The organism is Nocardioides luteus (assembly GCF_000960475.2).
Lineage (GTDB): Bacteria > Actinomycetota > Actinomycetes > Propionibacteriales > Nocardioidaceae > Nocardioides > Nocardioides luteus_A.
On record NZ_JZDQ02000033.1, the window covers coordinates 54603 to 77055 of the forward strand.

Genomic DNA, 22453 nt, shown 5'->3' on the forward strand with positions numbered 1-22453 from the left:
GAACAGGATTCGAACGATGTGTCGCTCCGTACGCTGCAAGAAGTGCGGCAAGACCACCTGGGCCGGCTGCGGCCGCCACGTCGCCCAGGTCAAGGCCTCCGTACCCTCCAACCGCTGGTGCCCCGGGCACACCGCCGACCCCAAGGACCCCAACGGCACCTGGCTCGCCCGCATCCTCGGCCACTGACTATCGGACGTCGCGCTCACCGCGCCCGGGGTGAGCACTTTCCTACGCCTCCTCGCCGGCGGCCGTAGCGTGGGCGCATGTTCGGCAAGCCAGGGGATGACCTGAACGGCGCCATCGTGCTCATCGTGCATGCCCACCCTGACGACGAGGTGTTCGCCACCGGGGCCGCGGCGGTCGCCGCCAAGGCCGCCGGGGCGCGGACTCACCTGCGCCTCTTCACGGGCGGAGAGGGTCGCGGCAGTGTGCTGACCCCGACGGGCCTTGCGAGCGCACGCCGAGCCAAGGAAACGCGGCTCACCGAGTCAACCGAAGCGCTCGGGATCGACACCTGGGACTACCTGACCCAGCCCGGCCGCTGGACGGATACCCCGCACGCACCCACCCGGACGATCGGCGCTGCCGACCTCGTCGATCTCGCCGCTCCCGTCAGGAGCGCGCTCGAAACGCTCCGTCCTGACATCGTCCTCACCGTTGGACCAGACGGACTGACCGGACACCCGGACCACATCGCCTGCCACAACGCCGTTACTCACGCCTGCGCCACGGCGGCTCATCGGCCTCGCGTCGCACTCGGCGCCGTCCTTGACCAGCGTGCGGTGCGGGCAGCCGCCGAGGCCGCCCGAGCGGCCACCGGCCGCCCCGTCGGTTCCGGCCGGGTCAACGGGATGACTCTCGACACCTCGGTCATCACGGTCACCGGGCCGCCCGGAACCGACGACAGCCGCAGGCAAGCCCTCGATGCGTACGTCCCCGGCCTGGGCACCTCGAGCGCGAACGACGTCGACACCGAACTCATGGGCGCGGGCGACTCGGTCCTGCTTCGCTTCGTCCTGGACGCAGCAGGCTGGACCCGGGACCGCTTCCTTCCCCTGCATCTTCCAGGTCACCTCTGATCTCGGCGCCCGCCACTGTGGATGTGGACGTGCAGGTGCTTGGAGTCCTGGTAGGCACCCAAGTTGGTGAGGACTGCCGCGGCGCCGTGCTCGCGCTCCACGTCGCGGGCAACTGCCTGGACGACACCGAGCAGCTCACGTACGTCTGCCTCGTCCTCGGCGCTCACGGTCGTGAGTGACCCGATATGGCGCTTGGGCACCGCGACGATGTGGACCGCCCAGAACGGTCGCGTGTGATGGAACGCCAGCACGTGTTCGTCCTCGTGCACCACGTCCAGGCGGTCCGGGTGCGGGATCGCGACGTCGCAGTAGAAGTCGGTCCCTGCATACGCGACGCCCGTGCCAGCCGAGCTCATCTCGAAAACCTATGTCCCCGCGCGACCTCAAGCGATCGGCGTGCCTTGGTGATGCACGAGGCGCCAACCCTCCGGACGACGTTGCCACAGCGAGGTCCGCCGAGCCCGGCGCTCGCCGCGGACCGACTGCCATCGGAGCAGGACCATGTCGTCCGCGATCATGCGCCCGGTGAGCTCACGCACCTCGATGTCAGGAGTGCCGTCGTCCTCGCCCGCGAGCATCTCGAGAATCGACGCCAGGTCCCACAGGCGGCCCGAGGCGCCGATCTCCTCGAAGTCCGGGGCCAAGAGCTCCGTGAGCCGACGCGGATCGGTGCGAGCCGCCGCAGTCTGCAGCTCACGTTCGAGCGCCATCACCTCAGCCACGTCCACATCAATCACGTCCCGCAGGCTATCCACGTCCCCGAAAACGAGCCGGTCCCGCGCCCCAGAGGGGCACGGGACCGGACTCAGTCACTCAGAAGCTCAGCTGCAACCGGAGGTCGAGCCGCAGCCCTCGCAGACGTAGCAGGAGCCGGCGGGGCGCATCTTGGTGCCGCAGGTGAAGCAGAGCGGGCTGTCGATGGCCATGCCGCTGATCGACTCGAGCAGCTCGGCGGTGGTGTGGGCGGTGGCCTTCGGCGCCTCCTCGACGAGCTCGGCCTCCTCCTCGACCTCGGCCTCGACCGGCTCGGCGGCCGGAGCAGCTGCGGCCTTCGGGGCCGGGGCGGGCTTCTGGACGAGCTCGGCGGCGGTGGTGCCGTTGCCGAGCTGCTCGTAGGAGCCGGTCTCGAGGTAGCGCTGACGCTCGTCGGCGGAGTAGATGCCGAGAGCCGAGCGGTCCTCGAAGGACATGTAGTCCAGCGCCAGCCGGCGGAAGACGTAGTCCATGAGCGACTGCGCCATGCGTACGTCCGGGTCGTCGGTCAGACCGGCGGGCTCGAACTTCAGGTTGGTGAACTTGGAGACGTAGGTCTCCAGCGGCACGCCGTACTGGAGGCCGACGGAGACCGCGATCGAGAAGGCGTCCATGACACCGGCCAGGGTCGAGCCCTGCTTGCCGAGCTTGAGGAAGACCTCGCCGAGCTCGCCGTCCTCGTGCGCACCGGAGGTCATGTAGCCCTCGGCGCCACCGACCGTGAAGGAGGTGGTGCGCGAGACGCGGGACTTCGGCAGGCGCTTGCGGGTCGGCGCGTAGACGATCTTCTCGATGATCTTCTCGACGACCTCGGGCTCGACCTCGGCCTCAGCGGCCGGAGCAGCGGTGGAGAGGCCCTGGTCCTTCTTGGCGCTCTCCGACTTGCCGTCGGCCAGCGGCTGACCGACCTTGCAGTTGTCGCGGTAGATCGCGGTGGCCTTCAGGCCCAGCTTCCACGACTCCATGTAGACCTGCTCGATGTCCTCGACGGTCGCGGTCTCGGGGAGGTTGACGGTCTTGGAGATCGCACCGGAGAGGAACGGCTGGGTGGCCGCCATCATGCGGACGTGGCCCATCGGCTGCAGCGCGCGCTTGCCCATCGCGGTGTCGAAGACCTCGTAGTGCTCCTGGCGCAGGCCGGGGGCGTCGACGACGTGGCCGTGCTCGGCGATGTAGGCGACGATCGCCTCGATCTGCTCGGCCTGGTAGCCCATCTTCTTCAGGGCCCGCGGGATCACCTGGTTGACGATCTGCATCGAGCCGCCGCCGACGAGCTTCTTGAACTTGACCAGCGAGAAGTCCGGCTCGATGCCGGTGGTGTCGCAGTCCATCATGAAGCCGATGGTGCCGGTCGGCGCGAGCAGCGAGGCCTGGGCGTTGCGGAAGCCGTTGACCTTGCCGATCTCGACGACGTCGCTCCACACCTTCGTGGCCGCGTCGATGATGTTGCGGTCGACCGGGTTGATCGAGCGGACCGCGTCGTTGGCGGCCTGGTGCTTGCGCATGACCCGCTGGTGGGCCTCGGCGTTGCGGGCGTAGCCGGCGTACGGGCCGACGACACCGGCCAGCTCGGTCGAGCGCTTGTAGCCGGCGCCGGTCATCAGCGAGGTGATGGCGGCAGCCATGGTGCGGCCACCCTCGGAGTCGTAGCCGAGACCCATCGCCATCAGCAGGGCGCCGAGGTTGGCGTAGCCGATGCCGAGCTGGCGGTAGTCGCGGGTGGTCTCGCCGATCGCCTCGGTCGGGAAGTCGGCGAAGCAGATGGAGATGTCCATCGCGGTGAAGACGATCTCACAGGCCTGCTGGAAGCGGACCGCGTCGAAGGTGTCGTCGTCCTTGAGGAACTTCAGCAGGTTCAGCGACGCCAGGTTGCAGGAGGAGTTGTCCAGCGACATGTACTCCGAGCACGGGTTGGAGCCGGTGATCCGGCCCGTCTCCGGGTTGGTGTGCCAGTCGTTGATGGTGTCGTCGTACTGCAGACCCGGGTCGGCACACTCCCACGCGGCGACCGAGATCTTGCGGAACAGCTCGCGGGCGTCGATCTCCTCGATGACCTCACCGGTCGTACGCGCCCGGAGGCCGAACTTCTTGCCCTCCTCGACGGCGCGCATGAACTCGTCGGAGACACGCACGGAGTTGTTGGCGTTCTGGTACTGGACGGACGAGATGTCCTTGCCGCCCAGGTCCATGTCGAAGCCGGCGTCGCGCAGGGCGCGGATCTTGTCCTCCTCGCGCGCCTTGGTCTCGACGAACTCCTCGATGTCGGGGTGGTCGACGTCGAGCACGACCATCTTCGCCGCGCGGCGGGTGGCGCCACCGGACTTGATGGTGCCCGCGGAGGCGTCGGCGCCGCGCATGAAGGAGACCGGGCCGGAGGCGGTGCCGCCGGAGGACTTCAGCAGCTCCTTGGAGGAGCGGATGCGAGAGAGGTTGAGACCGGCACCGGAGCCGCCCTTGAAGATCAGGCCCTCCTCCTTGTACCAGTTCAGGATCGAGTCCATGGAGTCGTCGACCGAGAGGATGAAACAGGCCGAGACCTGCTGGGGGGACTCGGTGCCGACGTTGAACCAGACCGGCGAGTTGAAGGCGAAGTGCTGGTTGACCAGCAGCCAGGTGAGCTCGCGACCGAAGAGGTCGGCGTCGGCCTCGGAGGCGAAGTAGCCGTTCTCCTTGCCGGAGGCGACGTAGGTGTTCACGACCCGGTCGATCAGCTGCTTCAGGCTCTGCTCACGCTTGTCGGTGCCGAGGGCACCGCGGAAGTACTTGGTCGTCACGATCGTCGAGGCGTTGATCGACCAGAAGTCGGGGAACTCGACCCCGGTCTGCTCGAAGACGGTCTCACCCGTCTTCCAGTTCTTCTGGACGACGTCGCGTCGCTCCCAGGTGATCTCGTCGTAGGGGTGGACGCCCTCGGTGCTGAAGATCCGCTCGATCTTCAGCCCGGCGCCCGCCTTCGCCGATGCCTGTGCCTCTGATGCCGTGTCTGTCATTTCGTTCCCCCTGTTGTCATCGATCGCTGTGCCGTACTGCTGGTCGGTGCTGATGGTGGAGTCTCCTGTGTGCCCGTTCGGGCTTCGTGCGTCGTGCTGTTGTCTTGCTGGATGGCCCGGACAGGTCGCTTCCCCACGGCCTGCCCGGGCCGGTCTGTGTGCCATCTCCCATGGCCGTGGGATCAGTCGGTGCCCACCGGGGCCTCGACCGGATGTTCTGCCTCGAAGTCCTGGACTTCCCGTTCCGTACGCAGCATCTGGATCTCGCGCTCGAAGTCGTCCGCCGAGCCGAAGGCCCGGTAGACGCTCGCGAAGCGCAGGTAGGCCACCTCGTCGAGCTCGCGCAGCGGCGCGAGGATCGCCAGGCCCACCTCGTGGCTGGGAACCTCGGCCAACCCCTGGCTCCGCAGCGCCTGCTCGACCTCCTGGCCGAGGCAGGCGAGCTGGTCCTCGGTGACCGGACGCCCCTTGCACGCCTTGCGTACGCCGTGCACCGCCTTGTCGCGGCTGAACGGCTCCGCTGCGCCGGAGCGCTTGGCCACCATCAGCTGCATCTGCTCGACGGTCGTGAACCGCTTCCCGCATTCCTGGCAGACCCGGCGGCGACGGATCTGGCCGCCGTCCTCGGCCACACGGGAGTCGAGCACCTTGGTGTCGCTGTGTCGGCAGAACGGACAGTGCACGGTCGAGCCCCTCTCGTGAGACCTGTGGATCCAGGCCGTCTCAACGGCGGCCCGAGCCTGTGGAACCTGTGGATATGAGCGTGAGTCCCTGTGGAACAACACCCTCGTCGCTGTGGGCCATCCACCGGATCATGTGAACTAGATGTGGATAACTACAGCCGTGTAACTACTAGATGTAGTGGTAACCGTACGCCCGCCCCTCAGCCGATGCAAGCGAGGGTCGGGTTTACCCGCGTGTCCGGCGTGTCGCCGGTCAAACACCGAAAGATTCCGGTTCGACGGCGCCGGGCTGGCCTGGATGCGTAAGAATGACCTCCGTGACCAACAACTCCGGAGGAAATCGCGTCGGGTCGCGGAGAGGCACGCGCCCCAGAAGCGGTCCCCGGCCACCATTCATCTTGCCTGCGATCGCGACACTGGCATCCCTCGTCGCCTGGGGAGTGCTCGTGTGGGTCGCCGTCGGTTTCGGGGCCGACGCACGAGGAGGCGATTCCGGCGCCTGGGCGAAGCTCGCCATCGCGGCCGTCGTTGCCGTCGCCTGCCTCTTCCTGACCTTCACCTTCGCCGGGAAGGCCTGGCGGGCCCTCTCCGGATCCCCCACCCCGCCGCCTGCCGACGACTACACCGGAAGCCACTCCAGCGCCTACGTCGAGGAGCAGGACTACCCGGACCAGTCCTATTCGGACCAGGCCTACACGGAGCAGGACTACACCGACCTGCCCTACACGGAGCAGACCTACAACGAGCAGGACTACTACGGCACCGGGTCCTACGGCTACGAGGACACCAGCGCCTACGGCCGGCACAGCTCCGACACCGGGAGCCGCTCGGCCTACACCGACACCTCCACCCCGTCGTCCTACGACTACACCGGAGGCGATCAGGGCTACGGCAACACCGGCAGCCGGGCGGCCTACGGCGCTCCGTCCTACCAGCCGCCCACCACCCCGCCGCCGACCCCGCCGTCCTACTACACCAGCCCGCCGACGCCGACCTCGACGCCGCAGAGCACCCCGGTGTACGGCTCGCAGGGATACGGCACCGACAGCTACCCCACCCAGCAGGCCGGCTCGTCGCAGTATCAGTCCGGGACCTACCAGACTCCCGGCGTCTACGGTCAGACCGGCTCGAGGGCTCGGCTGACCCAGGACCCCGCCGCGACCCAGGCGATGCCCACCCAGCGGCAACCTCAGGAGCCGCCCGTCGCCGAGCCCGACGACGAGTGGCCGCCGCGGCACAGCGCCCGCAACAAGCCGTGGCCCCCGCCCGAGCCGGACAGCCCCTACCGCGGCCGCCACTAGCAGCAACACGACAGCGAGAGTGCTGCAGACGCTTCCCATCGTCTGCAGCACTCTCACCATTTCCCCGGTTTGCCGGCCGCCAGGGTCGAAGGAGCAGCCGGACATCTAAGAGGCGCTCTACGGCGCGGTCGGGATGATCAACGTCTGCCCGGACACGAGCATCGAGGAGTCGAGGGAGTTGAGCTCCTTGATCGTCTGCTCCATCTCCCGGATCGAGGCGTCGGTCCCGGCGACGGCCTCCGAGGAGATGTCCCAGAGCGTGTCGCCATCACCGACGACCATCGTGTGGGCGGCGGGAGCGGGGCTTTTGTCGGCATCGCCGCCTTCCACCGCGAAGGCCACCCGCGCCCCGATCAGCGCGATCCCGAAGAGCACGACGAGCGCGAAGGCGAACACGACGACCCGTCCGCGACGGGTGAGCCGCACGGTCGAGCGACGCACCTCCCGCACCGGGCGGGGCGGCTCGGCTACGGGCAGCACATAGACGGTTGCACTCATCATGGCCTCCAGTTCACAAGTCTCTCGATCACGTGTTCGATCGAGCACATGTTCGAAGGTAGGTCACGTGTTCGAACAACGCAAGTAGCGACCCCAAAGAATTTTCGAACGCCGACACGCACCACCGACGAGATCGAACAGATGTTTGATGTCGTGGTGCCAGAGGGACTAATGTGATGACATGACCACGCAGAAGACAGGCACCGGATCAGGCGGTTCGAAGTCGAGCCGCGTCCGCGAGCTGCCCGACGGGCCGCCGGACGCGACCGGGCTCACGCCGCGTCAGCAGCGCATCCTCGCGCACCTGCGCGACAGCATCGAGCAGCGTGGCTACCCGCCCAGCATGCGCGAGATCGGCGCCGCGGTCGGCCTGACCAGCACCAGCAGCGTCGCCCACCAGCTGCGCGCGCTGGAGCAGCGTGGTCTGATCCGCAAGGACCCGAAGCGGCCTCGTGCCCTCGAGGTCTTCCTGCCGGAGGTGATGGCCCACCGCAAGGCCATGTCCGGCGAGGAGCCCGAGCCGACGATCACCGCCGAGGCCGACGTCAACCCCAACCCCGACGCCGCCATGGTCCCCCTGGTCGGACGGATCGCGGCCGGTGGCCCGATCCTGGCCGAGGAGACCTCGAGCCAGCAGAGCGTCGAGGATGTCTTCCCGCTGCCCAAGCAGCTGGTCGGCAACGGCGACCTCTTCCTGCTCTCGGTCTCCGGTGACTCGATGGTCGACGCCGCCATCTGCGACGGCGACTTCGTGGTCGTGCGCCAGCAGCCGACCGCGGAGAACGGCGAGATCGTGGCCGCGCTGATCGACGGCGAGGCGACCGTCAAGACGCTCTCCCGCAAGGACGGCAAGGTCTGGCTGCTGCCGCACAACGCGGCGTACGAGCCCATCGACGGCACCCACGCGACGATCCTCGGCAAGGTGACGGCGGTCCTGCGCAGCCTCTGAGTCCCGCGTCACACCTCCCGGAACCAGTCCGGGAACACTGCGTGAAATCCAGCCGCCGGCCCATGACAGGGCCGGCGGCTGCGTCGTTCCATTCAGCGTGACCCAGACACAGATCGACCGCCGCACCCTCATCGCCGCCGGGCTGGCGACCGCCGCGGGCGCAGGAGCCAGCGCCCTCCCCGAGCCCTCAGAGGCCGCGGGCACCACCCTCAACCACTTCCAGCACGGCGTCGCCTCCGGCGACCCGATGCCGCACCGAGTCGTCATCTGGACGCGGGTCACGCCGACGACGGACGCGACTCCGGGATCCGGCCGGGGCGAGGAGGTCCTCGTCCGCTGGGAGGTCTCGCCCACCGCGGACTTCGAGCGGGTGATCGCCAAGGGCTCGCAGCAGACCGGCCCCGATCGCGACCACACCGTGAAGCTCGACGTCACCGGCCTGGCGCCGGAGACCTGGTACTTCTACCGCTTCTCCTACAAGGGCCAGACCACCCGCGTCGGCCGCACCCGCACCGCGCCGGCTGCCGACGCCAACCCCGAGAACGTACGTTTCGGGGTGGTCTCCTGCTCCAACCTGCAGGCCGGCTGGTTCGCGTCCTACCGCCACCTGGCCGCGCGCGACGACCTGCACGCGATCCTCCACCTGGGCGACTACCTCTACGAGTACGGCCCCGGCGAGTACGGCTACGGCATGTCCAACGAGGACATCCGCCCGCACGAGCCGGCGCACGAGATGCACACGCTGGCCGACTACCGGATCCGGCACGCGCAGTACAAGCGCGACGCCGACCTCGCCGACGCCCACGCGCGGCTGCCCTGGATCGTCACCTGGGACGACCACGAGTCGGCCAACGACGCCTGGATGCTGGGCGCGGAGAACAACGAGCCCGGCGAGTACGACTGGATCGAGCGCAAGACCAACTCCCACCAGGCCTACGACGAGTGGATGCCGCTGCGCGTCGACGGCACGGCCACCGTGGAGACCGACGACCAGCTCCACGATCGCATCTACCGGCGCCTGCGGTTCGGCAACCTCCTCGAGCTGAGCATGCTCGACCTGCGCTCCTACCGGTCCGAGCAGGTCGCCCGCACCGACCTCGCCGGGGTCGACGACCCCGACCGTACGATCACCGGCAACAAGCAGCTGGCCTGGCTCAAGGAGGGCCTGCTCACCGATGCCCAGTGGAAGATCGTCGGCAACCCGGTGATGATCGCGCCGATCACCTTCGGCGCACTCCCCAAGAGCCTCATCAGCCCGGTCAACGATGTCACCGGTCTGCTGCCCGACAACGGGATCGCCCTCAACGTGGACCAGTGGGACGGCTACACCGCCGACCGCACCGAGCTCTTCGACCACATCCGGAACAACGCGATCACGAACACGGTCTTCGTCACCGGCGACATCCACTCCGCGTGGGCCTGCGACCTGCCGTACGACTCCGCCGTCTACCCGCTCGGCAAGACCGCCGGCGTCGAGTTCGTGGGCACGTCGGTGACCTCGAACAACCTCAAGGACATCCTCGGCGCGCCGCGTCGCACGGTCAGCGTGACGGTCGAGGACATCATCAAGACCGCCAACCGCCACGTACGCCACCTCAACTTCGACGACCACGGCTACTCGATCCTCGACGTGACCCGCAACCGGGCCCAGATGGACTGGTACACCATCGGCGAGCGCAAGGACCACGGCACCGCGGCCACCTGGGCGGTGTCGTACGCCACCGCATCCGGAAGCAACCGGCTCCACCACGTCACGGAGCCCGTCTAGGCGTTTCAAGGGCGTGGCGGCGGCCTTCTGCGCTTAGACTGCCGACGTCTGCTTCCCCGAACGTCTGGTACGTGATGCGAAATCCTGCTCGCCGGATCAACCGGAAACAACTGTCCGTCGTCCTGGTTGCCGGCCTGATCGCGGCCACTTTCTCCGCGACCATGCCCGCAACCGGATCGACGCCGGCGACCTCGGCGAGGACCGGCGGTGACACCAGCGCCCAGCCGACCGTGACGAAGAAGGCGGCCAGGGAGGCGCTCGACGCTGCCAAGAAGGTCAAGCGCAACCAGTCCGTCCGCGGCGCCCGGCAGGTCGTGCCGGGCCGCCACGTGGCCGGCCGGCCCGACGCGACCATCGCGCTGACCGACCTGTGGAACGCCAAGGACTCCCTGGACGGCTCCAACAAGGCGGCCGCCCGTGAGCTGCTCGCCCGCCCGCGCACCGCGACCCAGACCTGCAGCGACGTGGTCTGCGTCCACTACTCGCCGGGCAAGGGCGGCGACAAGGCCTCGACGACCTACGCGAACCAGGTCCGTGACGTGGTCACGAAGGTCCACAACATCTACGTGAACGCGGGCTACCGCCGGCCCGCGGCCGACAAGTCGGTCACCCCGGGCAAGGTCGACATCTACCTGGAGAACCTCTACGACGAGGGCTACTACGGCTACTGCGCGCCCGAGACGAAGGTCTCCAAGACCGCCGCCACGGCCTACTGCGTCCTCGACAACGACTACGCCACCAGCGAGTACGGCACGGCCAACACGCCCACCGAGAACCTCCGCGTCACCGCCGCCCACGAGTACTTCCACGCGGTCCAGTTCGCCTACGACGCCGGCGAGGACCGGTGGATGATGGAGTCGACCGCGACCTGGGTGGAGGACGAGGTCTACGACAGCATCAACGACAACCGGCAGTACCTGGCCTACGGCCAGCTCGAGGACCAGCGCAAGCCGCTGGACAACTCCAACGTCTCCAACCTCGGCATCTACGGCAACTGGATCTTCTTCCGCTACCTCTCCGAACGCTTCGCCAAGAAGCGCGGCGACCTGCCGGAGGTCGTCCTCAGCGTCTGGAACCGGGCGCCGTCGACCTACTCCACCACCGCCGTCCGCCAGGCGCTCGCCGCTCGCGGCACCACCCTGAAGCTGCAGTACGCGCGCTTCGCCGCCGCCAACCTGGCCCCCGCGAAGACCTACAGCGAGGGCGGCGCCTACTACGCGCCGGTCTACGACGGACGCACCGCGCTGCCCGCCAAGCGTCAGACCGTCGACGGCCAGTTCACCCTCAAGCACCTCACCTACGCCTCGCAGCGCCTCGTGCCGAAGAAGATCGGCAAGGGCTGGAAGCTGCGGATCAAGGTCGACGTCGCCCGGCCCAACGCCAACGCCGCCGTGGTCAGCGTCTTCCGCACCGACGGCACCCGGGGCGTCTTCTACCTCGAGCCCAACAGCAAGGGCATCGCCACCAAGACCATCGAGGGCTTCTCCTCCAAGCGGATCCGCAAGGTCGAGGTCACCTTCGCCAACGCGAGCAGCAACTTCGAGTGCGGCCAGGGCACCGCGTTCTCCTGCCACGGCATCGCCTCGCCCGACAAGGCCACCCACCACTGGTGGGCCAAGACCTACCGCTGACCCTCTGAAGCACGCCGAGTCGGCTCGTCACAACGAGCCGACTCGGCGTGCTTTTCGCTCAGGCAGAGGCGGACTCGGAGAGCCGCTTCAGGGCCTGCCGCACGATGGCGGGGTCGGTGGTGGCCCACATCGGCGGCAGGCTCGCCTTGAGGAAGCCGCCGTAGCGAGCCGTGGCCAGGCGGGCGTCCAGCACCGCCACGACGCCACGGTCGGTGGTGGTGCGGATCAACCGGCCGGCGCCCTGCGCCAGCAGCAGCGCCGCGTGGGTCGCGGCGACCTGCATGAACCCGTTGCCGCCCGCCTTGTCGGCCGCCTGCTGCCGGGCCGACATCAGCGGGTCGTCGGGCCGCGGGAACGGGATCCGGTCGATGATCACGAGCTGGCAGGTGTCGCCGGGGACGTCGAGCCCCTGCCACAGCGACAGCGTGCCGAAGAGCACTGTGTGCGGGTCGGCGACGAACTGCGCGGCGAGCTCGGGCAGCTGCGCGTCCCCCTGGGCCAGCGTGGTCAGCTGCGGCAGCTTCTGGCGCACCACCTCGGCCGCCGCCTCGGCCGCGCGGCGTGAGGAGAAGAGCCCGAGCGTACGCCCGTCGGCGGCGTCGACCAGGTCGACGATCTCGTCCAGGGTCTTGGCGCCCATGCCGTCGCGCCCCGGAGGAGGCAGGTGGCGGGCGACGTACAGGATCCCCTGCCGGCCGTAGTCGAATGGGCTGCCGACGTCGAGCCCGACCCACGGCAGCACGTCCTCGGTACGCTGCGCCCCGGCGCCCAGCTCGGTGCGCTCCTCCGCCTTGAGCCCGAGGGATCCGGCCACGGGGCCGAAGTCACCGCCGAGCTTGAGGGTCGCGGAGGCGAAGACGACGGTCTTCTCCCGCAGCAGCTTCTCGCGCATCTGCGCCCAGACCTGCAGCGGCGCGACGCAGAGCCGCGGCGGGATCCGGTCGCTGCCCTCGTTGAGCCAGATCACGTCGTGCTCGGAGCCCGCGGCCATCCGCTCGGCGGTGGTGAAGACCTCCTGCAGGCCGCCCTTGGCCTGCTGGAAGCCGGGGTCGGCGCCGTCGGAGTCCTTCGGCTTCGGGAGGGCCGAGAGCGCCGAGCGGGCCGCGTCACGCACCAGCACGAGCGCGTCGGAGATCAGCTCGGGAAGGGTCACGAACCGGCCGGGGGAGGTCTCGTTGATCGCCGCCCGCAGCGCGTCGGAGGCGTCGGCCAGGTCGTCGGCCTCGGAGCCCTCGACGTGCTTCTGGGCACGCCGGGCGGCGCGCTCCACCTCGGCCGCGGTCAGCTCGTCGGTCGCCGCCTGGGTCACCCGGGCGACGAGCTCGTGGGCCTCGTCGATCACCACCGCGTCGTATTCGGGGATCATCGGCACGCCCTCGATCGCGTCGATCGCGAGCAGGGAGTGGTTGGTGACGATCAGGTGGCTCTTCTGGGCCTTGTCGCGGGCGACCTCGACGAAGCACTCCTCGCCGAAGGGACACTTGGCGGCGCCGAGGCAGTCGCGGTGGTTGACGGAGACCTGGCGCCACTCGCGGTCGGTGTGACGTGGTGCGGCGTCACGCTCGCCGCTGCCGCCGTTCTCCGCCTCCTTCTCGGCCCAGCTGCGCAGCTCGAGGACCTTCTCGGCCATCGGGCCCAGCGGGACGTCGACCAGGGTGCCCTGGTCGTCGGGCGCCCCCTCGCGCACGCGATGGAGGCAGGCATAGTTGGAGCGGCCCTTGAGGACGGCGAAGGAGGCGTCGACACCGGGGCGCGAGCCGATCGCCTTGACCAGGCGCGGCAGGTCGCGCTCGACGAGCTGGTGCTGCAGCGCGAGCGTTGCGGTGGCGACCACGACCCGGCTGTCGTGGAGCAGCGACGGGACCAGGTAGGCCAGCGACTTTCCGGTGCCGGTGCCGGCCTCGACGAGGAGGTGCTCCTCGTCGGCGAGCGCCTGCGCGACCGCGTCGGCCATCAGCACCTGACCCTCGCGGGTCGCCCCGCCGAGGGTCGCGACCGCGTCCGCCAGGGCTTCACGTACGGGCGTCTGGGAGGCGGGCTCGGTTACGGTCACTCGGGCAACCTTAGCCGTGAGCGGGGACAGTCTCCGATCGGCTCTCGGCGATCCGTCGGGCGACGATCTCCCCGAACTGCCGATGGCCCGCGACCGTGAGATGGGTGTTGTCCGCCAGCATGGGCAGCTTGAGGTCGAAGACGTTGATGTAGGTCACGCCGTACTCCGCCGAGACCCGCCGCATCATCTTGTTGACGACCCGGATGGCCTTGGCGCGCGAGTTCACCCTCGGCGAGCTGAGCACGATGACGTCGTAGCCCTTCAGCTCGTCCAGGGTCGCCCGGAAGCCCTTCTCGACGTCGGCGATGTCGCTCTTGGAGTCGTTGATGCCGCCCTCGAGGACCACCAGGTCGGCGCCCTGGGCGATCACGTCGGGAACCCGCTCGGGGAAGGAGATCGGGCCGCAGGTCGCCATCGAGCCGCGCGCGTAGCCGGTGCCCCCGAACCCGGAGACCCGCACCTCGCCGTCGAGGTAGCGGGGCCAGGACAGACCGGGGTCGTCCAGGCCGAAGCCCGAGGCCCAGGAGTCGCCGATCACGACGACCCGCTCCCCCGCCCCGGTCACCACCGAGGCGCGGCTGATCGACTCGGCGGCCAGCCGGGTGCACATGTCCTGGGTCACCTCGGTGCCGTGGCTCGTGTCCTGGCCCGGGAGCACACCGTCGTCCTTGTTGGCACAGCCCGCCAGCGTGGCCACCAGGACAGCACCGGCCAGCGCGCTCACGATCGTGGCGCGCGCCGCGTGGCGTACCTCTGTGAGCATCCGTGCCCTCTCCCGTCGACCGACCGTCCCAAGTGTGCGGGACGAGCCTGGCAGAGCCCATGTCGAAACGCCGAAACAGGCGCTCGATCAGGGCCCGAGATCACGCAGGATAAGCCGCCAGCTCACCGGCCAGGTCCGCGTTGGCGCGGCCCTTGACGATGGTGCCGTCGGCGGTGTGCTCGAGATGGTCGATCTCGCCGTGCTGGTGGATCCGGTTGACCAGGTCACCCCGCTCGTAGGGAACCAGCGCGGAGAACTCCACACCCGGCCGCGGCAGGTCGGTCTCGACGGCCTTGATGGCCGCGTCGATGCCCTCACCGGTCTTGGCCGAGACCGCGACCGAGTGGGGCTCAGCGCGCAGCAGCCGGCCGATCACCAGCGGGTCGGCGATGTCGGCCTTGTTGATCACGACCAGCTCCGGCACCTCGGCGGCACCGATCTCGGCGAAGACCTCACGCACCGCCGCCAGCTGACCCTCGGGGTCGGGGTGGGAGCCGTCGACGACATGGACGATCAGGTCGGCGTCGGCGACCTCCTCCAGCGTCGAGCGGAAGGCCTCGACCAGCTGGTGGGGCAGGTGGCGCACGAAGCCGACGGTGTCGGACATCGTGTAGACGCGCCCGTCCTCGGTGGTCGTGCGGCGGGTGGTCGGGTCCAGGGTGGCGAAGAGGGCGTCCTCGACGAGCACTCCGGCACCGGTCAGCCGGTTGAGCAGCGACGACTTCCCGGCGTTGGTGTAGCCGGCGATCGCGACCGCCGGGATGTGGTGGCGCTGGCGCTCGGCACGCTTGGTGTCGCGGGTGCCCTTCATCGCCTTCAGCTCGCGGTTGAGCTTGGCGATCTTGGTGTTGATCCGGCGGCGATCGGTCTCGATCTTGGTCTCACCGGGACCGCGGCCACCGATACCGGCACCACCGGCGACACGGCCACCGGCCTGGCGGGACAGGTTGCCACCCCAACCACGGAGCCGCTGCTTCATGTAGCTGAGCTGGGCGAGCTCGACCTGCGCCTGACCCTCGCGGGACTTGGCGTGCTGGGCGAAGATGTCGAGGATCAGCGCGGTCCGGTCGACGACCTTGACCCCGGTGCGGTCCTCCAGGTTGCGCAGCTGCGAAGGCGCGAGCTCGCCGTCGGCGATCACGGTGTCGGCGCCGGTCGCGGCCACGATCTCCTTGAGCGCCTCGACCTTGCCTCGACCGATGTACGTCGCGGGGTCGGGCGCCTGACGGCGCTGATAGATCGCCTCGAGGACCTCCGAGCCGGCCGTCTCGGCGAGCAGCGCGAGCTCGGCCAGGGAGTTCTCGGCGTCGGTCTGGGTGCCGCCGGCCCACACGCCCACGAGCACCACTCGCTCCAGGCGCAGCTGACGGTATTCGACCTCGGTGATGTCCTCGAGCTCGGTGCGCAGGCTGGCGACGCGCTTGAGCGCGTGCCGCTCGGCGAGCTCCATCGCACCGACGGTCGGGTCGGTGTCCTCGGGGTCCTCGTCGGCGTAGCCACTCTCGAAGCCGTCGTCGAGCGCGTCCCAGTCCTCGGTGGCCTCGAGCTCGTCAGCGAGAGAGAAGTCGTGTGCGTTGTTCGTCATATACCAACAAGAGTACGGCGCCGCACCACCCGGGGGACAATGCTTATCCAACAGCGCCCCCTCAGCGCCCCTCAGCGCTGCCCGAGCGCCTCCTTCACGACGGACTCGACGTCCTCCGGCCGCTCCGCGACGTACGCCGCCCCACCCGTCGCGTCGGCGATCGCCTGCAGCGCGCCCAGGTCGGCGTCGGCGGTGATCCCGATGCCGAGGACGCGGACCGGCCGTTGCGGATCGGAGGCCGCCTTCAGCTGGCTCACGAGCTCGGTCAGGTCCATCGATCCCGGGTCGTCGTTGGTGCCGTCGGTGAAGAGGAGCACGGTGTTGGAGGCGAGCGGGTCGTAGGAGGCGACCGCGTCCTGGTAGGCAGCGAGCGCGGTCTCGTGCAGGGCGGTGCCGCCGCCGGTGCGCTCGGACAGCCCCGCGATCTCCTCGGTCAGCTGGGCGCGCTGGCTCTTCGAGGCCAGCTGATCGGTCGGCACGAGCACCGCGTGGTCACCGTCGAGCTTGCCCTCGGTCTTCTCGGAGAAGGCCCACAGCCCCATCGCGGCGCCGCCCGGAAGGACATCGGCGGCCTCCGACACGGCTGCCTGGGTGAGCTGGAGGCGGGTCGTCGCGCCGCCGGGAACCGGCCAGGCCATCGAGCCGGAGACGTCCACGACCGCGAGCGCCCGGGTGGGCCGCAGCCTGGCATCCCACTCCGAGGCGGTCTTCGCCACCGCGGCCGAGTCGGCCCGGGTGAACGCGCCGACGTTGGGGGACGGCTTGCCGGCACCGTTGGTGCGGAACCCGGCCTTGGTCAGCGCCTTGTCGGCGGCGCCACTGTCCAGGACGCGGGCGAAGCTGGTGATCGTCGAGGCGATCGCGTTGCGGCGCGAGGAGTCGGCGGTGATCATGACCGGGTAGTCGAGGACCACCGTGCCCTCCTTCGGCGCGGCGGCCTTCAGCTTCGGCGCGTACGTCGACCACTGCTGCTCGCTGGTCGCGGTCACCCCGCTCATCACGGTCTGCAGCTCGGCAAGACGCGCCGGGTCGGTCGGCGCGGCGGCCTCGTCCCCGGAGGCGATCCGGTCGGCGTACGGCTCCAGCTGGGCCTCGGTCTGGGGCTTCGCCCGGCCCGCGACGACCGTGCCGAGGGCACTCATCATCCGCTGGGGATCGCCGATCAGCAGGTCGTCCTCGGCGAACGCCTCGGCGTAGGAGGTGCGGGTGAGCCCGTCGCCGGAGACGAGCACGACCGGTGAGGAGGCCATCGAGGTGCGCAGGGTCACCGGCTCGACCGCCGGCTTGATCCGGTCGACCCACAGAGAGGAGTCGGGGATCCACACGTCGGGGAGGTCGCCGTCGAGCGCCATCGGCCGGAGGACCTCGTCGGCCTCGGCCGACTCCACGTCGATCTGGCTGCAGCCCGCGTCGTCGAGGATGTTGCCCACGACGGTCGCCGCCTCGGGGGCCACCGCGACCTTCATCTGCGGGCCGAGACAGGTGCGCTCGCCGCTGGGGCTCGCCTTGCCGTTGGCGACCAGCGCGGTCGCGATCAGGCACACGGCCAGGACGCCGGCGGCGCCGGCGATCACACCGATCGTCTCCCGCGTGAACCGCGGCTCCCGCGTCTCCTCGGCCGGTCCAGCAGTCCCCGCGGGATCATCGGGCTCGATGATCGCGAGCGCCTTCGACGTACTGGTGTCCGCCTTATCGGACATGCGAACTCCCCTTGCTCCGACGTCCGCGGAACGGCCTGAAACGGTCCGCGGCTGGCGCACACATTAGCGGTGCGCCAGCCGTCGGGGTACTACCAGCGTCGGTTGCGTCGGTTGCGTCCGGTCACTTCGGTGGCATCCGGATGCCGCCGTCGACGCGGATCGTCTCGCCGTTCATGTAGTCGTTGGTCAGGCACTCCACGACCATGCTCGCCAGCTCGGCGGGCACCCCGAGGCGGTGCGGGAACAGCACGCTCTCGCCCAGCTTGGCCTTGAACGCCTCGGCCTCCGGGCCCTCCCCGTAGATCGGGGTGTCGATCAGGCCGGGGGCGACAGTGTTGACCCGGATGCCGACCGCGGCGAGGTCGCGCGCGAGCGGGAGGGTCAGACCGACGACGCCGCCCTTGGACGAGGAGTAGGACACCTGCCCGATCTGGCCGTCGAAGGCCGCCACGCTGGCCAGGTTGACGATCGCGCCGCGCTGCCCGTTGGCGTCGGGCTCGTTGCGGCTGATGTAGGTCGCCGCCTGGCGGCACATGTCGAAGGTGCCGATCAGGTTGATCGCGATGACCTTCTTGTAGGCGTCCAGGTCGTGCGCGGACCCGATCTGACCGTCGCGCCCGATGGTGCGCTGCGCCCACCCGATCCCGGCCGAGTTGACCACCGCCTTCAGCGGGGCGATCTCCACGGCCCTCTCCACGGCGTTGGTGATCTGGTCGGTGTCGGTCACGTCAACGGGCACGAACAGCCCCTTGATCTCCTCCGCCAGGGCCTCGCCCTTGTCCTTCTGCATGTCCGCGACGATGACCGTCGCACCCTTGGCCGCCAGCGCTCGGGCCGTCGCCGCCCCGATCCCGCTGGCCGCTCCGGTCACGATCGCTGTGCTATCAGTCAACTCCATGGGCAGCACCCTAGACGTGACCACCCTCACGAGAGTGAATACCCGTTAACCATCTCGTGGTCAGAGCGAGGTCGCACCCTCGGCGATCAGGATTGCCGGTCCGGTGAGCAGAACGCGGTCGTCCGTCGTCCAGGTGACATGGAGCGTTCCACCCGGCACATCCACCCGGTACGTCACATCAGCATCACGCGCGATCGCGAGACCATCGGCCTCGGCGGCCGCGACCATCACCGCGCAGGCTCCGGTGCCGCAGGAGCGGGTCTCGCCCGCGCCGCGCTCGTAGACCCGCATGGCGACGTGACGCTCGCCGACGCGCTCGAAGAACTCGACGTTGACCCCGTGCGGGTAGACCGTCTCGTCGAAGACCGGGGAGTCGTAGAGGTCACCGACGGGGCCGTGGGGGTCGATCGACTCGACCTCGGCGGCGGCGTGCGGGTTGCCCATGTCGACGTTGCAGGCCGACCAGAAGTGGTGGGCGACGGTGACCTGGGTCGAGCCGAGCAGCTTCGGCGAGCCCAGGTCGGCGGTCCAGACGTCGCCCTCCGCGCGCAGGGTCTTGTCGCCGGCCCGGGTGGCGAAGGTGACCTCGTCGCCGGCGAGCCCGGCCGAGCGCAGGTATTCCGCGAAGACCCGGGTGCCGTTGCCGCACATCTCGGCCAGGGTGCCGTCGGCGTTGCGATAGTCCATGAACCACTCCGCGTCGCTGGCCGGACGGTCCGCACCGGTGTAGGCGGCCGTGCGGATCACGCGCAGGATCCCGTCGCCGCCGATGCCCGCCCGGCGGTCGCACAGGGCCCGCACCCGGTCGGCCATCTCCTCGTCCGAGAGGCCGCCGTGCACGGACCCGTCGAGGTCGGGCAACAGCACGAAGTCGTTCTCCGTGCCGTGGCCCTTCGCAAACGTGTAAGTCATCAGTAGAGCGTCTTCGAGTAGGTGTCGGTGCGGTAGTAGTCCTCCATCTCCGCCAGCGTGCGCGGGTCGTTCTCGACCTGCTTGGCGATGACCGCACGCTTGGGGAGGTGGTCGGGGTCCCAGGTCTCCGGGTCCCACAGACCCGAGCGCAGGAACGCCTTCGCGCAGTGGAAGAAGATGTCGTCGATGTCGACGACGAGGGCGAGGATCGGCCGCTTGCCCTTGACGACCATCTCGTCGAAGAACGGCGCGTCCGAGACCAGCCGGGCGCGACCGTTGATCCGCAGCGTGTCGCCACGGCCCGGGATCAGGAAGTTGAGCCCGACGTGCGGGTTGGAGAGCACGTTGCGGTAGCCGTCGACCCGCTTGTTGCCGGGCCGCTCCGCGATCGCGATCGTGGTGTCATCGATGACGTGCACCAGCGAGCCCGCCGGGTCCCCCTTGGGCGAGGCGTCGCAGTTGCCCTCCGCGTCGGAGGTCGCGAGCACGCAGAACGGCGTGGCGGCGAGCCACTCCCGGTCGATCTCGAGGAGCGCCGGGCGCCCCTTGGTCACGGCCCGCTCGTGCGGGGTGCCGACCAGGTCGACGAGCTCCTCCAGCGTGCTGATCTCAGTCCAGGTAGGGGTCACTGCCCCAGCGTACGAGGCGCCCGCGCGGGTGACCGAATCATTTCGACGGCAGCTCAGACCGTCGGCACCTCGCCCCGGCGGGCCCGCAGCCACTCGATCGGGTCACCGCTGTCGACCTCGACACCGGCCATCCGGAGCATCATCCGGGCCAGCAGACGCCGGTGTGCTGCGTACGTCAGGACGTGGGCGACCACCGACCCCATCTGGAAGCTCTCCGGCGGCTCGCACAGGGCGTCCACGAGCCGGTCCTCCCAGGCCCCGCGGCGCTCGATGTCGCGTACGACCGCCAGCCACCGCGCCGCTACGGACTCGTGCCGTTCGACCAGTGCGAGGACCGAGCAGGAGCGGCTGCGGACCGGCATCGAGAGGCCCTCGATGGAGGCGACCCAGCACTCCTTGGACCACACCGTGGCCTCCAGGACCTGGAGGAGCGACTCCTCCGGGCCGTCCCACGGGAGCACCTCGTGGCCCGGCAGCCGCACGCCGGTCAATGCGTCCTCGGGCAGACCCTTGGCCAGATCGAGCAGTCCGCGGGTGTCGTCGAGGTCGTGCATCACCAGCTGCTCGGTCAACGGCGCGAGCACCCGCTCCTGGGAGTCGACCCACAGCGACTCCGGCGGGTGGAAGTGGATGCCGTTCGGCGCCGGCAGCCAGTGGCTGACCGCGGGGGTGCTCGGCGGATGCCCGAACGCCTTCGCATAGGCCCGCGAGAACCCCTCCACCGACTCGTAGCCGGCAGCCCAGGCGGCATCGGTCACGGTGCCGCCATGCTGCAGCTGCCACGCGGCCCGTTCCAACATCACCCGGCGCCGCATCGCCACCGGCGGCTCACCGGCGCCCCGGGAGAGCAGCCGGTTGAAGTGGTAGGGCGAGGTGTAGGCGTCCCCCGCCATCTGCGCCAGCGTGCGCGGCTCCCCCGTGTCGGCACCGTCGAGCACCGCGTCCAGCAGCTCCCGCAGACGGTCCCGCTCGCTCACGACACGACCTCCCGTACGGCGGCGACGGCCTTCTCGAGGCGAGCCGGGTCATCGTAGGAGACCCACACGACCCGCGGATCCTTGCGGAACCAGGCATCCTGACGCCGCGCGAACTGCCTGGTCTTGATGGCCGTCCGCTCCATGGCCTCCGGCAGCGTCATCTCTCCCGCGAGGTGGGCGGCGACCTCCTGGTAGCCGATCGCCTTCGCCGCGGTCCGCGACCGTCCCAGCCCCTCCTCCAGGAGCCGGGCCACCTCATCGACGAACCCGGCCTCGAACATCTCCGCGACGCGTTGCCGGATGCGTACGTCCAGGGCTTCCCGGGAGATGTCGACGCCGATCTGGATGGAGGCCGGGTCGTGGTAGACCTGCTCGGGCAGCCGGGCGCTGAACGGCTGGCCGGTCAGCTCGATGACCTCCAGAGCACGTACGACGCGGCGACCGTTGTCGATCTCGATCCGCCCCGCCGCGACCGGGTCGAGGGCCCGCAGGCGGTCGTGGAGTGCCTTCTCACCTGCGGTTTCGAGCTCCTTCTCCAGCCGCTCCCGCACCTCGTCCGAGGTGCCGGGGAACTCGAAGCGGTCCAGGATCGCACGCGTGTAGAGGGCGCTGCCGCCGACCAGCACGGGTGTCTTCCCGGCCGCCCGGAGCGTCGCGATCGTCTCGCGCGCCAGGCCTTGGAAGTCGGCGACGGAGGCCGGCTCGGCGATGTCGAGGAGGTCCAGCAGATGATGCGGGATCCCGCGCCGCTCGGCGACCGGCAGCTTGGCCGTCCCGATGTCCATGCCGCGGTAGACCTGCATCGCGTCGGTGTTGATGATCTCGCCGCCGAGAGCCTCGGCGAGGTCGAGGGAGAGCGACGTCTTCCCGGCCGCCGTGGCGCCCACGACGGCCACGATCGGAGCGACGACCTGGGCCGAAGATCCCAAGTTGTGTAGCTCATGTGGCCTATCCGGGTCGCGTGTCCCCCTGTTGCTGTCGTACTCCATGTGGTTAGTCTGGCCGCAAGCTGGCTCATACGGGGAGCCACCGATCAAGAGGGGGAAGCATGAGCTTCTTGGACAAGGCAAAGGACCTCGCCCAGCAGGGCATCGACAAGGTTGGCGCCGACAAGGTCGGCGAGGGCCTGGACAAGGCCGGCGAGTTCGCCGACGAGAAGACCGGTGGCAAGTTCAGCGACCAGATCGACCAGGGCGTCGAGGCTGCCAAGAACGAAGCGGAGAAGATGGACGGCAACTGAGCCCATCCACGCATCGAGGCGGGGAGCAACCCAGACCGGGTTG

General features: G+C 69.4%; 21 protein-coding genes. 7 read left to right on the forward strand and 14 right to left on the reverse strand.

Translation table 11 applies throughout. The annotated features are described in order from the left end of the window. Positions 1-16 precede the first annotated feature (16 nt). Positions 17-187 carry a hypothetical protein gene (locus tag UG56_RS28485; protein WP_177191524.1) on the forward strand — a complete coding sequence of 57 codons (171 nt, stop codon included), beginning with the start codon at positions 17-19 and terminating at the stop codon, positions 185-187. A gap of 77 nt (positions 188-264) precedes the next feature. Next, complete coding sequence (locus UG56_RS21130; protein ID WP_045546762.1) at positions 265-1080, forward strand: PIG-L deacetylase family protein; 816 nt, start codon at positions 265-267, stop codon at positions 1078-1080. Here UG56_RS21130 and UG56_RS21135 read toward each other — a convergent pair. The 4 genes from UG56_RS21135 to nrdR all read right to left on the reverse strand — a co-directional run bounded on the left by UG56_RS21135 (position 1071) and on the right by nrdR (position 5506). Beyond that, positions 1071-1436, reverse strand: coding sequence for an HIT domain-containing protein (locus tag UG56_RS21135; RefSeq protein ID WP_045546761.1), 366 nt, complete (start codon positions 1434-1436; stop codon positions 1071-1073). The two genes, UG56_RS21130 and UG56_RS21135, sit on opposite strands and share 10 nt — an antisense overlap. Positions 1437-1463: 27 nt before the next feature. Then, positions 1464-1817, reverse strand: a complete 354-nt coding sequence (locus tag UG56_RS21140; protein WP_218145258.1) for a nuclear transport factor 2 family protein — start codon at positions 1815-1817, stop codon at positions 1464-1466. 84 nt (positions 1818-1901) lie between these two features. Then, the gene (locus UG56_RS21145; protein ID WP_045546760.1) at positions 1902-4823 is read right to left on the reverse strand and encodes a vitamin B12-dependent ribonucleotide reductase; all 2922 of its coding nucleotides are present in this window, start codon (positions 4821-4823) and stop codon (positions 1902-1904) included. A gap of 182 nt (positions 4824-5005) precedes the next feature. Further along, complete coding sequence (gene nrdR / locus UG56_RS21150; protein ID WP_045546759.1) at positions 5006-5506, reverse strand: transcriptional regulator NrdR; 501 nt, start codon at positions 5504-5506, stop codon at positions 5006-5008. A gap of 398 nt (positions 5507-5904) precedes the next feature. On the opposite strand from nrdR, the gene UG56_RS21155 reads away from it, so the two are divergent. Next, on the forward strand, positions 5905-6807 hold the full coding sequence (locus UG56_RS21155) for a hypothetical protein (protein ID WP_143055136.1): 903 nt from the start codon (positions 5905-5907) through the stop codon (positions 6805-6807). A 117-nt stretch (positions 6808-6924) separates the two neighbouring features. Here UG56_RS21155 and UG56_RS21160 read toward each other — a convergent pair whose 3' ends face one another. Further along, positions 6925-7305 (reverse strand): LysM peptidoglycan-binding domain-containing protein, encoded by a 381-nt coding sequence (locus UG56_RS21160; protein WP_071327234.1) that lies wholly within the window; start codon positions 7303-7305, stop codon positions 6925-6927. Positions 7306-7486: 181 nt separating this feature from the next. On the opposite strand from UG56_RS21160, the gene lexA reads away from it, so the two are divergent. The 3 genes from lexA to UG56_RS21175 all read left to right on the forward strand — a co-directional run bounded on the left by lexA (position 7487) and on the right by UG56_RS21175 (position 11653). Next, complete coding sequence (gene lexA, locus UG56_RS21165) at positions 7487-8254, forward strand: transcriptional repressor LexA (protein WP_045546756.1); 768 nt, start codon at positions 7487-7489, stop codon at positions 8252-8254. 97 nt (positions 8255-8351) lie between these two features. Beyond that, complete coding sequence (locus UG56_RS21170) at positions 8352-10022, forward strand: alkaline phosphatase D family protein (protein ID WP_045546755.1); 1671 nt, start codon at positions 8352-8354, stop codon at positions 10020-10022. A 161-nt stretch (positions 10023-10183) separates the two neighbouring features. Further along, positions 10184-11653, forward strand: coding sequence for an MXAN_6640 family putative metalloprotease (locus UG56_RS21175; RefSeq protein WP_045546754.1), 1470 nt, complete (start codon positions 10184-10186; stop codon positions 11651-11653). 58 nt (positions 11654-11711) lie between these two features. Here the strand turns inward: UG56_RS21175 and UG56_RS21180 are convergent, their stop codons facing one another. From UG56_RS21180 to miaA, 9 genes are all read right to left on the reverse strand, one after another. Beyond that, entirely contained in the window at positions 11712-13706 is a 1995-nt protein-coding gene (locus UG56_RS21180) for an ATP-dependent DNA helicase (RefSeq protein ID WP_045546753.1), read from the reverse strand. 10 nt (positions 13707-13716) lie between these two features. Continuing rightward, positions 13717-14469, reverse strand: a complete 753-nt coding sequence (locus tag UG56_RS21185) for an SGNH/GDSL hydrolase family protein (protein WP_045546752.1) — start codon at positions 14467-14469, stop codon at positions 13717-13719. Between the two features lie 100 nt (positions 14470-14569). Then, complete coding sequence (gene hflX / locus UG56_RS21190; RefSeq protein WP_045546751.1) at positions 14570-16054, reverse strand: GTPase HflX; 1485 nt, start codon at positions 16052-16054, stop codon at positions 14570-14572. A gap of 71 nt (positions 16055-16125) precedes the next feature. Continuing rightward, the gene (locus tag UG56_RS21195; RefSeq protein ID WP_045546750.1) at positions 16126-17754 is read right to left on the reverse strand and encodes a VWA domain-containing protein; all 1629 of its coding nucleotides are present in this window, start codon (positions 17752-17754) and stop codon (positions 16126-16128) included. A 121-nt stretch (positions 17755-17875) separates the two neighbouring features. After that, the gene (locus tag UG56_RS21200; RefSeq protein WP_045546749.1) at positions 17876-18652 is read right to left on the reverse strand and encodes an SDR family NAD(P)-dependent oxidoreductase; all 777 of its coding nucleotides are present in this window, start codon (positions 18650-18652) and stop codon (positions 17876-17878) included. Between the two features lie 60 nt (positions 18653-18712). Further along, positions 18713-19564 carry a diaminopimelate epimerase gene (gene dapF / locus UG56_RS21205; protein WP_045546748.1) on the reverse strand — a complete coding sequence of 284 codons (852 nt, stop codon included), beginning with the start codon at positions 19562-19564 and terminating at the stop codon, positions 18713-18715. Further along, positions 19564-20193 (reverse strand): pyridoxamine 5'-phosphate oxidase family protein, encoded by a 630-nt coding sequence (locus UG56_RS21210; protein ID WP_045546747.1) that lies wholly within the window; start codon positions 20191-20193, stop codon positions 19564-19566. Before UG56_RS21210 ends, dapF begins: the two co-directional genes overlap by 1 nt. Before the next feature lie 53 nt (positions 20194-20246). After that, positions 20247-21170 carry a helix-turn-helix transcriptional regulator gene (locus UG56_RS21215; protein ID WP_045546746.1) on the reverse strand — a complete coding sequence of 308 codons (924 nt, stop codon included), beginning with the start codon at positions 21168-21170 and terminating at the stop codon, positions 20247-20249. After that, positions 21167-22099, reverse strand: a complete 933-nt coding sequence (miaA, locus tag UG56_RS21220; protein ID WP_045546745.1) for a tRNA (adenosine(37)-N6)-dimethylallyltransferase MiaA — start codon at positions 22097-22099, stop codon at positions 21167-21169. The genes UG56_RS21215 and miaA overlap by 4 nt, the downstream gene beginning before the upstream one ends. Positions 22100-22218: 119 nt before the next feature. Between miaA and UG56_RS21225 the strand changes: the two genes are divergently transcribed. Continuing rightward, the gene (locus UG56_RS21225) at positions 22219-22410 is read left to right on the forward strand and encodes an antitoxin (RefSeq protein ID WP_045546744.1); all 192 of its coding nucleotides are present in this window, start codon (positions 22219-22221) and stop codon (positions 22408-22410) included. The last annotated feature ends 43 nt before the right edge of the window (positions 22411-22453 follow it).